Origin of the sequence: Pseudomonas chlororaphis (genome assembly GCA_001023535.1) — a bacterium.
Classification (GTDB): Bacteria; Pseudomonadota; Gammaproteobacteria; order Pseudomonadales; family Pseudomonadaceae; genus Aquipseudomonas; species Aquipseudomonas chlororaphis_E.
In genome coordinates this window covers 2126336-2139066 of record CP011020.1, presented here as the reverse complement: position 1 = coordinate 2139066, position 12731 = coordinate 2126336, and the positions used below count along the sequence as shown (strand labels likewise).

The following is a 12731-nucleotide window of genomic DNA, read 5'->3' as shown; positions in this document are numbered from 1 at the left end:
TCCTATCAACGGCATTGTTGGGAGAACAACATGACCACTCGGATGAGTTCGGCTTTGCGCCCTCTAGCGATCGCACTATCGCTGGCTCTTTCAATGAGCTCAGCCTGGGCGTCGGAAAACGCCAATGCAGATCGACTGCGCCAGGCATTCACGAACTGGCAGCAAGGCAAAGGCACCGTGTTCGATCTATTGGCGCCCAATGCCACATGGACGGTCGCCGGATCCAGTCCTGTGTCGGGCGTGTACAAGAGCAAGGCCGATTTAATGGAACAAGCCGTACGGCCGATCAGTGCTCGGTTGGCGACGCCTATTTCGCCCACCGTTCAAAGCATTGTTGCCGAAGACGACGTTGTGGTCGTGCTGTGGAGCGGCCAGGCAACCGCACTGGATCGTAAACCCTATAACAACACGTACCTATGGCACATGACATTCACGCAGGGGCAGATTACCGAGGTAAAGGCTTTTCTCGACACGTATGCGCTGAACGATCTTATGCGTCGCGTGGAACCTGCACAGCAATAAGCCAGTGTCAGGTGTCCGGCACTCCAGGCACGTCCATGTTGATCTTGCGCCAGGCGGCTTCGGAAAAGCTGTAGACCGAAAAAGCGATCAAGCCCAAGGCCATCACCATCAGGGCTACACCGCCGGCCGGCAGGTTCTGGAGCGCATTGAGGGCCTCTTTCATCCCCGGTGGGTCCATGGCCTCGTAGGCCGAGCCGCTGACCATCAACAACAGGGCGATCTCGATGAAGACCACGCCACGCGCGACCAGGCCGAAGCGCGACACGGGGCGCACATAACGCATGACGTCTTCGTCAGCTTCAAAGTACTTTTCGAACGATGCTTTCCAGCCCTTGATGATGTGCGCGATGCCTACGCCCAGCGGCACCAGGGCGATCAGGTAAATCAGCAGGTTCGAGTGGTCCCAGGACAGCAGGCGGGCGAGCAGGTCGGGGGTGTGATCACCGCCGGAGCCGCTCGACCGCCTGAGGCCGCTGATGAGCAGGCTCAATGCGAAGAATGCCAGCGCACCGTTGACCAGGCCTCCAGCGAACAAGCCTGCACGAATGACCCAGCCCTTGAGATCGTGGCCGTGGTGGTCGACATCGCGGGTGGCTTGCAACACGCGCCAGCCGGCGAAAGCGAGCAGACCTGCCACCACCAGTCCCACCAGCGCGTGGCCGAAAGGTTGGCTCAGCAACGCTTCCAGGCTCTTGTGACTGTCTTTCGGGTTGCTTGAGTCTTTGGCGGCGAGCAGGGCGAACAGGCCGATGATCAGGTAGATGACGCCACGAGCGGCATAGCCACCGCGGGCCAGTAAAACCAGGCTCTGGTGTGGGGACATGGGTTGCGATTCCGTAGACGTGATACAGGAGCAGACCCATGGTGTTGCGAGGGGTTCGATTGGCGTTGCGGGCGAAACCCCAGCGCCGCTCACCCGGGACGATGGCGCCCGCTCCCGCAGGGTTGCCCTGGGCTCCAGCGCCGGGTGCTTCAGGCGCTACCCGGCGCTGTTTTCCCCGACGTTCGGCCTGGCTTCACAGATGATCGGCATCGATCACGGCCTTGGCGAAGGCCTGCGGGTCTTCCTGCGGCAGGTTGTGGCCGATGCCGCCGTTGATCAACCGGAACTCGTATTTGCCGGTGAAGCGCTTGGCATAGTCCTCGGGCGCCGGGTGCGGTGCGCCGTTGGCATCGCCCTCCAGGGTGATGGTCGGCACGCGAATGGCCGGCGCCGTGGCCAGTTTCTGTTCCAGTGCCTCGTAGCGGGCTTCACCCTTGACCAGCCCGAGGCGCCAGCGGTAGTTGAAGACGGTGATGTCGACATGGTCGGGGTTTTCCAAGGCCTTGGCGCTGCGGTCGAACGTGGCGTCGTCGAACGTCCACTTCGGCGAAGCGGTTTGCCAGATCAACTTGGCGAAATCGTGGGTGTTCTTCGCATACCCGGCGCGGCCGCGATCGGTGGCGAAATAGAACTGATACCACCATTGCAACTCGGCCTTGGGCGGCAGCGGGTTCTGGCCGGCCGCCTGGTTGCCGATCAGGTAGCCGCTGACCGACACCAGGGCCTTGACCCGTTCCGGCCACAGCGCCGAAACGATGTCCGCCGAGCGTGCGCCCCAATCGTAGCCGCCCAGCACGGCGTGCGGGATCTTCAGTGCATCCATGAAATCGATGACGTCGCTGGCCAGCGCGGCCGGCTGGCCGTTGCGCAGCGTGGTGGCGGACAGGAAATGTGTATCGCCATAGCCTCGGGCATACGGCATCAACACCCGATAGCCCTTGGCGGCCAGCAAGGGAGCGACCTGGTCATAACTGTGGATATCGTAGGGCCAGCCGTGCAGGAGGATCACCACCGGCCCATCCGCCGGACCTGTCTCGGCATACGCCACGTTCAGCAAGCCGGCCTTTACATGCTTCAGCGGGCCGAAGGGCGAGGGCGTTGCCTGGGGAGCGCTCGCTTCGGTCGAGACGGGTTGCGCGGCGGTTGCCGATTGCGCGTTGGCTGCGCCGAAAGCGCCGAACACGGCGAGCGCCAGAATCGATGAGCCGAGCAGGTGACGCTGGGGTGTGCTGTGCTGCAATGCCTTGTTCATGGTGATGCCTCCGTCGCGTGTCGTGGCCAGGGGTGCTGGTCGAACCCCTTCAAACCGTGGAGACATTTGAACGCGACGAGGTATCCGGGCTGTGTCGGGCCAGGGGGCTGGGTGAAAGGTTATGTACCGGGAAGCCTGCCTGATACAAAGCGATACATGCACGCAGCCCGCTCGCCGCGGGTCAGGTGTTCAACGGCAACTGCGGCGTGTCCGGATTCAACTGCTGTTTCCTGAACTGTCCCGGCGGCTGCCCGTGGATCTGGCGAAATCGCCGGGAGAAATAGGCCTCATCGGCAAACCCGCACAGGCGCGCCACCTCGCCCACCGGGCGCGTTCCGTTGAGCAGGTAATTGCGGGCGGCGTGCATCCGTCGCTCAAGCACCAGCTCGGTGAACGTCTTGCCGATTTCCTTGCGCAGCCAGTGGGTCAGGTAGGTGGGGGACAGGTAGGTCGCGGCGGCCACCTTGATCAGGTTGAGGTCCGGATCAGCGATGTTCTTGCGCAGGTATTCGGACATGCGGCCCAACGCATCGCGGCGGCTGACTTCAGCGGCATTTTCCTCGGCCAAGCGCTTGAGCGGTTCGGCGTACAGCGCACAGACGCTGCCGATCAGTTGCAACAGCAAACCCTTGAGCATTTCGCGGGTGCCGAACTGGCGGTGTTCATCGAGCACGCGCATCTGCTCGATCAGGCCGCAGACCCGGGCGAAATCCTCGTCGGCCAGGATGAAGTCCAGGTGCTCCTGAAAGCGGAACGGCGACAACTCCGGTGCCAGGAGGATCGAGACTTCCTCCAGGTCCATCGGGTCGCACTGCAGGTGCGGCAGCAGGAAGGTCTGGGAAAAATTGATCACCATGAAGTTGCTGTTGGCCGGGTGCGGGATCACATGCACGCGGTGGGGCAGGATGAAGGCCAGGGTATTGCGCGGGAACGGACGTTCGACGTTGCCGATGTGCTGCACCGTATCGCCGCCCAGGTTGATCTGGATCTGGAAATACTCGTGCCGATGAGGGCTGGTTTCAGCGCGCCGGCCTTTTTTGTCACGTATGTAGAAGTCCGTCAGTTCGCTGCGTTGCTGCATGACATAAGTGGGGACTCGGCTCGGTGCTGGCATCTCCTGGGAATCCTCTGCAGGGCATGGCGATGACGGTGATTGTGACGGTGCATCTGGCGAGTTTTCAAGAAGTTATACGATGAGATGCGCAGGGCGGTGATTTTCTGCCCTGCTTGGACGCAAGGCGAGTGTCCAAAACCAGAAAGGCCAGTCTATTAATATTTTTCTTTATAAAACAGTTGGTTAACTTTGATCGTAAAAGATCATGGAAAAACCGGCGGTTTTGCATTTTCTTGGACAGGGCCCATCCTCAGGGCTTTCTTCGAAAAAAACGATCTAACGCCTCGGTTGATTTTGCAAGGTTGTACGACCACTGTAGGTGCCACGCAACCCGACCTTTATCCAAAAACAATCCAGAGGTGCGCTCATCATGACGTGGTTCCCATCGTTGGCAGATCCTCCTGCCGTTTCCCCCGGCAACCCCTGGCGCCAGGCATCTTCGCCCGCCTGACACAGGCTGTTCGCATTTCCTTATTCCAGTAGCGATTGTGCTGCCCCGACATCGAGGGCAATGGCTTCGGCTGCTCGTAGATATTTCGACGCTTCTAACAATAACGAGGTCCACCCATGTCGAATTCCCACACCTCCCAGACCGCCTCGGCGCCGGTGATCGCCGCCGCCCGGGACGCCGCAGTGCCTGGGCGACTGCCGTCACGGCGGCGCTGGTTCATGCTGTCGTTGCTGTTGATCGCAACCATCATCAACTACATCGACCGGGTCAACATCTCGATCGCCGCGCCTTTCCTGGCCAAGGACCTGGGCCTGGACAAGATCGAGATGGGCCTGATTTTTTCCGCCTTCGCCTGGACCTATGCGCTCGCCCTGGTTCCCGCCGGGTTCATTGCCGATCGCTTCGGTTCACGGTTCACCTACGGGGTGTCGTTGATCAGTTGGTCGACGGTCACCGTGTGCCAGGGCTTTGCCACCGGGTTCGCCTCGTTGTTCGGCTTGCGCCTGGCGGTCGGTGCGATGGAGGCGCCGGCGTTTCCAGCCAACAGCCGAGCCGTCACGGTGTGGTTCCCGGCGCGGGAGCGGGGCATGGCCAGCAGCATCTATGTCTGTGGCCAATACCTGGGCACGGCGTTGTTCACCGGTGCGCTGCTGTGGCTGGCCACCACCTACGACTGGCGGCATGTGTTCTACAGCACCGGCGCCCTCGGCATCGTCTTCGGGGTGGCCTGGTTGTACCTCTATCGCGACCCGATGAACTGCAAGAAAGTCAGCCCGCAGGAACTCAAGTACATCGAAGCCGGCGGTGGGCTGGTCAAGAGCAGCCAGGAACGCACCCGTTTCAACTGGCGGCAGATTGCCGAGCTGTTCAGCTATCGGCAGGTCTGGGCGATTTGCATTGGCAAGTTCGCCAGCACCTCGGCGCTGTACTTCTTCCTTACCTGGTTCCCCACGTACCTGATCGAAGAACGCCAACTGACCATGATCAAGGCCGGGATCTTCGCCGTGCTGCCGTTCGTGGGCGCGACCGTCGGCATCCTGCTGGCCGGGATTATCTCCGACCTGTTGATCCGTCGCGGCTATTCGCTGTCCTTTGCACGCAAGTTGCCGCTGGTGGTCGGGTCGATGCTGGGCATGTCCATCGTGCTGGTCAATTTCACCGATTCGAACGTGATCTGCATTGCCATCCTGACCGTCGCCTTCTTCGCCCAGGGCATTGCCTCGTCCTCGTGGGCGGCGGTGTCGGAGGTGGCGCCCAAGGAACTGATCGGGCTGACCGGAGGCATCACCAGCCTGGCGGCGAACATCGGCGGCATCGTCACGCCCATCGTGATCGGCGCGATCGTCCACAGCACCGGCTCGTTTGCCCTGGCGTTCTGGTTCATTGGCGGCGTGGCACTGATGGGCACGTTGTCCTATTCGCTGCTGCTCGGCCGCTTGTACCGCATCGAACTGCGGACGCGCTGAGCCAAGAAAACCGTTTTTCTCCAAGACAAGGCGGCATTCCTCCAACTTCGCCACGGATCGCCGCCGTACGCTGACGCAACCAAGAGGACTTTTATCAGGATGAACATGCCCGAGTACGTCTTTACCCCGGACTTGCCAGTGACCTTGCCGGTGGTCGGCACTGCGCAACGCTTTCCCGTCGGCCGGGTGTTTTGTGTCGGTCGCAACTACCCGTGGCCCGACACCCAGGGCCAGAACCGCCAGCCACCGGTGTTCTTCATGAAGCCGGCCAGCAGTGTGGTGGATGCGGTCGGTGAAGTGCCGTACCCGCCGGTGACGGAAGAATTCGTTCACGAAATCGAACTGGTCGTGGCCATCGGCGAAGGTGGCGCGAATATTCCCGAGGACCAGGCGCTGGCCTATGTCTGGGGCTACGCCGTGGGGCTCGACCTGACCCGGCGTGATGTCCAGCGCCGGGCCAAGCGCAACGGCCTGCCCTGGGAAGGCGCCAAGGTGTTCGAGGCCGCAGCGCCGATGACCGCCATCGTGCCGGTCTCGCGGGCGGGGCACCCCGAAGGTGAATTGTGGCTCAACGTGAACGGCCAGGAGCGCCAGCGCGACAGCCTCGACAGCCAGATCTGGTCGGTCAGTGAAGTGATCAGCCGGATCTCGCAGTCGGTGGCGCTGCGGGCCGGCGATCTGATCATGACCGGGAGCCCGGCAGGCGTGGACCTGTTGGAGCCGGGCGATGTCATCAACGCCGGCATCGATGGCCTCGGCCAACTGGAAATGCGCGTCGGCCAGCGGCCTTGAGCCCTGCGCGCGTCAACTGATTCGAGAAAGGAAGGAACACTATGTCCCACCCATTGAAAGTGGCTCTGGTCACCGGTGCCGGTAGCGGAATTGGTCGTGCGGTGGCCCTGGGGCTGTTGGCTGACGGCTACACCCTGGTACTGGCCGGTCGGCGGCCGGAGCCTTTGCAGGCGCTGGTCGAATCGGCGGCGAGCGAGGGGCACCAGGCCCTGGCCGTGCCCACCGACGTGCGGGACCCGGCCAGTGTCGATGCACTGTTCGCCACCATCGCCGAGGTCTACGGACGCCTGGACGTCGTCTTCAACAATGCCGGGGTCAACGCGCCGGCGGTGCCACTGGATGAATTGACGTTCGAGCAATGGCGCAACGTGATCGACACCAACCTCAACGGTGTTTTCCTCTGCGCCCGTGGCGCCTTCGGCCTGATGCGCCGGCAACAGCCCCAGGGCGGGCGGATCATCAACAACGGCTCGATTTCGGCCCACACCCCGCGGCCGTTCAGCAGTGCCTACACCGCCAGTAAACATGCGGTGCTGGGCTTGACCAAATCCCTGGCGCTGGACGGGCGCGAGTACAACATCGCCTGCAGCCAGATCGACATCGGCAACGCCCTCACCGAGATGTCGGTGCGCATGACCAAGGGCGTGCGCCAGGCCAATGGCACCATCGCGGTGGAGCCGATGGTGGACGTCAAGCACGTGGCCGACGCGGTGCGCTACATCGCCGGCCTGCCGTTGTCGGCCAACGTCCTGAACATGACCGTCATGGCCACGGCCATGCCGTTTGCCGGTCGCGGTTGAGCCGTAACGCTGCTCATGAATGGCATCCAGCACGCCGTACGCGAGCAGCAAGGTGCTCGATCGATTTTTTTATTTAGCGACACGAGGTCCACATGAAGCCAGAAGTCTTGCAGCTCAGCCCGATCCTGATCCCTGAAATCAACACCCGGCTCAGCGAGCTGTTCACGGTGCGGCGCTATTTCGAACAGGCCGATAAACCGGCGTATCTGCAGGCGCATGGCGCCAACATCCGCGGGGTCATCACCGGCGGGCACACCGGCATCAGCCGGGCTGTCATGGAGCAACTGCCCAAGTTGGAAGTGGTGGCCGTCAACGGCGTGGGCACCGACGCGGTAGACCTGGCCTACGCCAGGGATCGCGGCATCCGCGTGACCGCCACCATCGGCGCGTTGACCGAGGACGTCGCCGACCTGGCCATGGGCCTGTTGATCGGCGTGTGCCGTGGCCTGTGCACCGGTGACCGCTACGTGCGCTCGGGCCAATGGCCGCAGAGCCCGACGCCCTTGGCCCCGTTGCCACTGGCGCGCCAGGTCTCCGGCATGCGCATCGGCATCGTCGGCATGGGGCGGGTCGGTCGCGCCGTGGCGAGCCGGGCAGCAGCGTTCGGGTGCCCGATCAGCTACACCGATCTACAGCCGATGAGCGACGTGCCCTATACCTTCGTTGCCGATCTCAAGGCTTTGGCGGCCGACAGCGACGCGTTGATCCTGGCGGCCGCCGCCGACAACGCCCACGCCATCATTGACGCACGCGTGCTGCAAGCGTTGGGCAAGGGCGGCTACCTGATCAACGTGGCCCGGGGCAAACTGGTCAACGAGGCCGACCTGGTGGCGGCGCTGGCTGCCGGTGACATCGCCGGTGCCGGGCTGGATGTGTTCGTCGATGAGCCCAACGTGCCCGAGGCGTTGTTCGCCCATGAAAACGTGGTGCTGCAGCCTCATCGGGCCAGCGCGACGCTGCAAACGCGCACGCGCATGGGCGAAATGGTGGTGGCCAGCCTGGTGGACAGTTTTGCCGGGAAGGTGCCGCAGGGCTGTGTGACGGGCTGAATGTCGGGCGACCTCAGGGAGCACAGGCTTCCCGAGGTCGTCACGCACGCTATTGGAACTGATCCACCAGCCACGCCTTCAAGCGTTTGCACGCCGGATCATCCACCTTGTCTTCGTTGATCATCAGGTACTGGATCGACTCCCTGAGCGCCAGCTCTTGCGGGACGGGTCGGACCAGGCGGCCCTGTTGCACCAGGTGCCGGACCAGATGGTCCCAGCCCAGCGCGACGCCCTGGTCATCCAGGGCCATTTGCACCAGCAGGCTGTAGTCGTTGCTGCTGAACCACTGCGGGCTGTCCGACACCGACAGTTGCAGGTCGTGGGATTGGTAGGCGAACCACACGTTCCAGTCGATCAGCTCCGAGAGTTGCGAACGGCCATGAGGGTTGAGGTCCAGCAACGTGTTGCTGCGCAGGCCGGCAAGCGTTCCCAGTTCCGGATGGGCCTGGAGATAGCGTGGGGTGCACACCGGATAGACGACTTCGTGCAGCAACGGCACCCGCAGGTAGCCGGGGCAGTGGTCGTTGAACTTGGCGATGAACAGGTCCGGGTTGATGCCCGACTCCATGGCCAGGAAATGTTGGGTGGTGATGACCTTCAGGTCGATGTCGGGGTTGGCGCTGAAAAAGTCCTTCAGCCGGTGGGCCAGCCAAAGCGTCGACAATGCGGGGGTACAGCACAGGGTCAGGACGTGCTTGTCGCTTTTCTCCCGGCGGATCCGTTCCGTGGCCTGGAAGATATTGAGCAGCGATAACTGCGCTGCATCGAAGAGCGCGGCGCCCGACGGCGTCAGCTTGAGTTCTCTGCCGTTGCGGATGAGCAACTCGGTACCCAGGTAGGTTTCCAGGTCACGGATCTGTCGGCTGATGGCCGCCTGGGTGACGCACAACGCCTCGGCCGCACGGGTGAAGTTGCGGTACCGGGCGGCGGCCACGAAGGATCTCATGGCCTTGAACGAAGGCATTTTCATCAGCGCCTGGTCTGGCGGATCGTTTCTGGCCATAACAAAAACTACCTGCTTTCTCGGAAAAAAAGTTGGTTCTGCCGGTCGGTCCCGCATGCCTACACTCTACCTCACGATGCTCAGGGCAACGCCAGTGGCCTGTGTCCGAACGAACCCCGCACGAGGAAACCAGATGCCGTACCGCAGTGGCGCACACGCCTTTATGCAAGGGGCCCGGGCGCTCCTTGTTGACGCCGGGCGTCATTCCGTTCGGGTTGGTGACCGGGGTCATGGCGATCGAAATGGGCCTGTCGCCGGGCATGGCCATGGGCATGACGATATTGTTCTACTCCGGCTCTGCCCAGATGGTCGCGCTGCAGTTGCTGCACAACGGCGTGCTGCCTGTGGCGATCGTGGTCACGGCCCTGATCATCAACCTGCGTTTCATCATGTACAGCGCGTCCCTGGCGCCTCACCTGCACCACTTGCCCCGACGCTGGACGTGGCCGCTGTCCTACCTGCTTTCCGATCAGTCCTACGCCCTCTGTACTTTGAAGCTGTCGTCCGGGGAGCTGGGGCCCTTTGCTCATTATTTCTATGCCGGTACCGCGGTGACCATGTGGCTGGCCTGGCAAGTTTCGGTGCTGGCCGGGGTGTACCTGGGCGCGAGCATTCCCCAGGACTGGTCATTGAGCTTTGCCATACCGCTCTCGTTCCTGGCGTTGTTGATTCCCGGCCTGCAAAGCCGCGCCAGTTGGTGCGCGGCGGCGGTGGGCGGGACGCTTGCCGTGCTGGCGATCAAGCTGCCCTATAACCTTGGCCTGGTCACCGCCTCCCTCGGGGGCGTGCTGGCCGGGCTGGTGGTGGAGCGTCTTCAGGCCTCGTCAAACAGCGCGAGTGTCGAGGGCGCCGAAGGAGAAGCCCAATGAGCGACCTGGCCCTGTGGGGGTTGTGCCTGGCGGCCGGCCTGGGCACCTTCGCCATGCGCTTGTCTTTTGTCGAGCTCTATGGCCGCTGGCGCATCCCGCCGCTGATGCGCCGGGCATTGATGTACGTACCGGCCAGCGTCTTGGCGGCCCTGGTGCTGCCTGCCGTGGTGTACCCGGCCGGGCAGGCTGAATGGGTGCTTAACAATCCTCAGGTGCCGGCGGCGATGGTTGCTGCGTGGGTGGCCTGGCGCTGGCGCAATACGCTGTTGACCCTGGCGGTGGGGATGGCGGCGTTGTGGGGTTTCAAGTTCCTGGTCGCGTGAATATCAGTGCCCGACCGGCTGTGCGTAGCGCTGCTGGATACGCGCCAGCTCACCAGATTGGCGCAACTGTTCCAGGGCGGCGGCCCAGGCAGCGACGACCTTGTCCTCGGAGTCGGGGCTGAAGGCGATGTACAGCGATGAGCGGTAGATCTCGACAGGGATCTGTCGCAGCAGGCCGGGAGCGATGGCCAACTGGCGGCTGTAGTAGGCCACCCCGGCATCGGTGTCGCCGACGATGATGGTCGTGCGTCCGGCGAGCAGCATGCGGTAGAGCTGCAGGCTCGACGTCGCACTTTTGTCGAGGTTGCCGAAGCCCATCGATTGCAGCCTGGCGGGCACCGAGCCGGCGTGCCGCGTGGTGATCTGCGGGACGTGCCGCAGTTGTTCGAGGCTGTTCACCGGCGGCGTGCTGCTCAACTGGTAGGGGTGGATGGACTCTTCCACGATCGGCCCGACCCACTTGTACAACGCCTCGCGTTCCGGGGTGCGGAACAGCGAGTACATGATGGTCTTGTCCCGGGTGTTCAGCGCCTGGGTGGCGCGCATGCTGGGCACCATCGACACCTCGAAAGCGTCTCCGGTGCGCGCCATGATGGCCCGGACAATTTCCGTGGTCATGCCGGTAAGCTGGTCGTTTTCCCGATAGTTGTAGGGTGCCCACTCTTCGGTCACGACCTGGTACTGCTCGGCCCGGGCCTGCGTGCCGAGCAACAGACAAAGCAGCACTGCAGTCGGTGCCGAATGTTTCACGTATTCACCTGGGGGCCTTTCGCCGTTGAGGGCGGTTTTGAGAAGGGGGCCAAGATAAGCATAGACGCAAAAAACCGTTCAATGCCGGTTGGCACTGAGTGGGGTAGTCCGTCCTAGGCTATGTACGAAATAGCCTAAGCCACCGCCTTCAACTTCGAATACACCCACGCCGCCGTCGCCGCCACTGCCAGCACGGCCAGGACGCCTTCGCGCTTGAGCAGGTGCCAGGGCAACCGTCCGATTTTCAACTTGATGGCTCGCGTTGCCCGATCCCAGATCGAGACCCGACCGCCGCTCAGGGCCAATTGGGTGAAATACAACGTGCCGAAGAACACCACCGCCGGGCTGACCCAGCGTAGCCACGGCGCACCGTCGGACCAGGCGCAGGCCAGGGCCGCGGGCACCGCAGCAGGGACAACGTGACGCAACACCAGCAGGCCGGCGCCTTGCCGGTACCAGCGGCGGGGGACCAGCCTTTGGCTCAGCCACACATCGAACTGTGCGGCGGCCACGGCCACGTAGGTCCAGACGTGGTAGAGCTTGACGCCCAGCCACAGCAATATCGGCATCAGGAACGGCATCAGCAGCACCGCCAGCGGTTCATCCCGGTTGACCGGCACGGTGAACAACGTTGCCACGAGTAACGCGGACAACGCGAACCAGAGAAACAGGCTGACCCCTCGATAGCTGGTGGCCGGCAGCCAGTCCCGCCAGTTGTCCAAGGGTTGCAGTTCCAGGCGTTCGGGAACCTCGGGGTACTGGTACTCGATGGTTTCAGCGAGCTGGGTGAAGCGTTGCCAGTCGAGGCCGGTAAAGTGGTCGGCCATTGCACGACGGCGGGCGTCGCTCATGGGTTTGAGCAGCAGGGCGGCGGCCTGTCCATGGAGTTTATCGGCGTCGAAACGGTCGAGGTCACTGCGCAGGGTTTCCTCGAAGGCTTGTACTTCGCAGTGCCGGATCAGTCGATCCCAACGCCAGTAGGCGCAGGGCAGGTTGCCCTGGTCTTCGTTCCAGCCCATGGCCTGGCACACGCCCTCGAAGAAGGCCGGCGACCAACTCGGGGCGGACTCGAACCAGTCCAGCACGCATTGCTCGAACTGCTGGCGGTGCTCGAACGGCACCAGCCACTCACTGCTCAGCCAGTGACGCAGGGCCTCCATGAGCTGGCGCTCCTTGCCTTCGACCAACCATTGCGCCATCTGCCCCAATGATGGCTCCGGAGGGCTGACAACCGTGGGGATTTCGATCCGCTCCACGTGCATGTCCCGCACGGGTATCTCCACTTCCTCGGGGGCGGGCGGCAGGGGCTCGGCCAACGGTGTCTCAAGGGTTTCTTCATCGGCCTGCGCGCGCCAGCGGGCCTCGGCCAGCGACGTTTCATAGGCTTCACGCAGGCGCTGGAATGCGTCGGGGTTTTCGTCCGGGCGGTGGACCTTGAGCAGCCGCGCATAAGCGCGCTTGATGCTGCGCTCGTCCGCGTCCGGGGTCAGGCTAAGCAGCTGCCAGTGGCTCATGGC

At 63.0% G+C, this 12731-nt stretch carries 12 protein-coding genes and 1 pseudogene; 7 read left to right on the top strand and 6 right to left on the bottom strand.

The window, feature by feature from the left end; all coding sequences use genetic code 11:
• Window positions 1-42: 42 nt before the first annotated feature.
• Window positions 43-522: a ketosteroid isomerase gene (locus VM99_09320; GenBank protein ID AKJ98248.1), complete on the top strand. Its 480-nt coding sequence runs from the start codon at window positions 43-45 to the stop codon at window positions 520-522.
• A gap of 7 nt (window positions 523-529) precedes the next feature.
• Here the strand turns inward: VM99_09320 and VM99_09315 are convergent, their stop codons facing one another.
• From VM99_09315 to VM99_09305, 3 genes are all read right to left on the bottom strand, one after another.
• Complete coding sequence (locus VM99_09315) at window positions 530-1345, bottom strand: membrane protein (protein AKJ98247.1); 816 nt, start codon at window positions 1343-1345, stop codon at window positions 530-532.
• 193 nt (window positions 1346-1538) lie between these two features.
• Window positions 1539-2597 carry an alpha/beta hydrolase gene (locus VM99_09310; protein ID AKJ98246.1) on the bottom strand — a complete coding sequence of 353 codons (1059 nt, stop codon included), beginning with the start codon at window positions 2595-2597 and terminating at the stop codon, window positions 1539-1541.
• A gap of 181 nt (window positions 2598-2778) precedes the next feature.
• Window positions 2779-3711, bottom strand: a complete 933-nt coding sequence (locus VM99_09305) for an AraC family transcriptional regulator (protein ID AKJ98245.1) — start codon at window positions 3709-3711, stop codon at window positions 2779-2781.
• A 567-nt stretch (window positions 3712-4278) separates the two neighbouring features.
• Here VM99_09305 and VM99_09300 point away from each other — a divergent pair.
• The 4 genes from VM99_09300 to VM99_09285 all read left to right on the top strand — a co-directional run bounded on the left by VM99_09300 (window position 4279) and on the right by VM99_09285 (window position 8269).
• A complete protein-coding gene (locus VM99_09300) occupies window positions 4279-5628 on the top strand; it encodes a glucarate transporter (GenBank protein ID AKJ98244.1) in 1350 nt (449 codons plus the stop codon).
• A 99-nt stretch (window positions 5629-5727) separates the two neighbouring features.
• The gene (locus VM99_09295; GenBank protein ID AKJ98243.1) at window positions 5728-6420 is read left to right on the top strand and encodes a fumarylacetoacetate hydrolase; all 693 of its coding nucleotides are present in this window, start codon (window positions 5728-5730) and stop codon (window positions 6418-6420) included.
• 41 nt (window positions 6421-6461) lie between these two features.
• A complete protein-coding gene (locus VM99_09290) occupies window positions 6462-7220 on the top strand; it encodes a 3-oxoacyl-ACP reductase (GenBank protein ID AKJ98242.1) in 759 nt (252 codons plus the stop codon).
• A 92-nt stretch (window positions 7221-7312) separates the two neighbouring features.
• On the top strand, window positions 7313-8269 hold the full coding sequence (locus VM99_09285) for a dihydrofolate reductase (GenBank protein ID AKJ98241.1): 957 nt from the start codon (window positions 7313-7315) through the stop codon (window positions 8267-8269).
• A gap of 49 nt (window positions 8270-8318) precedes the next feature.
• On the opposite strand, the gene VM99_09280 is transcribed toward VM99_09285, so the two are convergent.
• A complete protein-coding gene (locus tag VM99_09280) occupies window positions 8319-9272 on the bottom strand; it encodes a LysR family transcriptional regulator (GenBank protein ID AKJ98240.1) in 954 nt (317 codons plus the stop codon).
• A 133-nt stretch (window positions 9273-9405) separates the two neighbouring features.
• Between VM99_09280 and VM99_09275 the strand changes: the two are divergent.
• A pseudogene (locus tag VM99_09275) lies at window positions 9406-10141 on the top strand (branched-chain amino acid permease).
• Entirely contained in the window at window positions 10138-10464 is a 327-nt protein-coding gene (locus VM99_09270) for a branched-chain amino acid ABC transporter (GenBank protein AKJ98239.1), read from the top strand. The pseudogene VM99_09275 and the gene VM99_09270 overlap by 4 nt, the downstream one beginning before the upstream one ends.
• A gap of 3 nt (window positions 10465-10467) precedes the next feature.
• Here the strand turns inward: VM99_09270 and VM99_09265 are convergent, their stop codons facing one another.
• Both VM99_09265 and VM99_09260 read right to left on the bottom strand, forming a co-directional pair.
• Window positions 10468-11214: a peptide ABC transporter ATP-binding protein gene (locus VM99_09265; GenBank protein AKJ98238.1), complete on the bottom strand. Its 747-nt coding sequence runs from the start codon at window positions 11212-11214 to the stop codon at window positions 10468-10470.
• Window positions 11215-11348: 134 nt separating this feature from the next.
• On the bottom strand, window positions 11349-12728 hold the full coding sequence (locus VM99_09260) for a heat-shock protein (protein AKJ98237.1): 1380 nt from the start codon (window positions 12726-12728) through the stop codon (window positions 11349-11351).
• Window positions 12729-12731 lie beyond the last annotated feature (3 nt).

What these genes read in the sequence shown, in the direction of transcription:
- VM99_09300 (AKJ98244.1), top strand. Translation starts at nt 4,279, where the DNA reads ATGTCGAATTCCCACACCTCCCAGACCGCCTCGGCGCCGGTGATCGCC.
- VM99_09310 (AKJ98246.1), bottom strand. Translation starts at nt 2,597, where the DNA reads ATGAACAAGGCATTGCAGCACAGCACACCCCAGCGTCACCTGCTCGGC.
- VM99_09285 (AKJ98241.1), top strand. Translation starts at nt 7,313, where the DNA reads ATGAAGCCAGAAGTCTTGCAGCTCAGCCCGATCCTGATCCCTGAAATC.
- VM99_09270 (AKJ98239.1), top strand. Translation starts at nt 10,138, where the DNA reads ATGAGCGACCTGGCCCTGTGGGGGTTGTGCCTGGCGGCCGGCCTGGGC.
- VM99_09315 (AKJ98247.1), bottom strand. Translation starts at nt 1,345, where the DNA reads ATGTCCCCACACCAGAGCCTGGTTTTACTGGCCCGCGGTGGCTATGCC.
- VM99_09290 (AKJ98242.1), top strand. Translation starts at nt 6,462, where the DNA reads ATGTCCCACCCATTGAAAGTGGCTCTGGTCACCGGTGCCGGTAGCGGA.
- VM99_09295 (AKJ98243.1), top strand. Translation starts at nt 5,728, where the DNA reads ATGAACATGCCCGAGTACGTCTTTACCCCGGACTTGCCAGTGACCTTG.
- VM99_09305 (AKJ98245.1), bottom strand. Translation starts at nt 3,711, where the DNA reads ATGCCAGCACCGAGCCGAGTCCCCACTTATGTCATGCAGCAACGCAGC.
- VM99_09260 (AKJ98237.1), bottom strand. Translation starts at nt 12,728, where the DNA reads ATGAGCCACTGGCAGCTGCTTAGCCTGACCCCGGACGCGGACGAGCGC.
- VM99_09320 (AKJ98248.1), top strand. Translation starts at nt 43, where the DNA reads ATGAGTTCGGCTTTGCGCCCTCTAGCGATCGCACTATCGCTGGCTCTT.
- VM99_09280 (AKJ98240.1), bottom strand. Translation starts at nt 9,272, where the DNA reads ATGGCCAGAAACGATCCGCCAGACCAGGCGCTGATGAAAATGCCTTCG.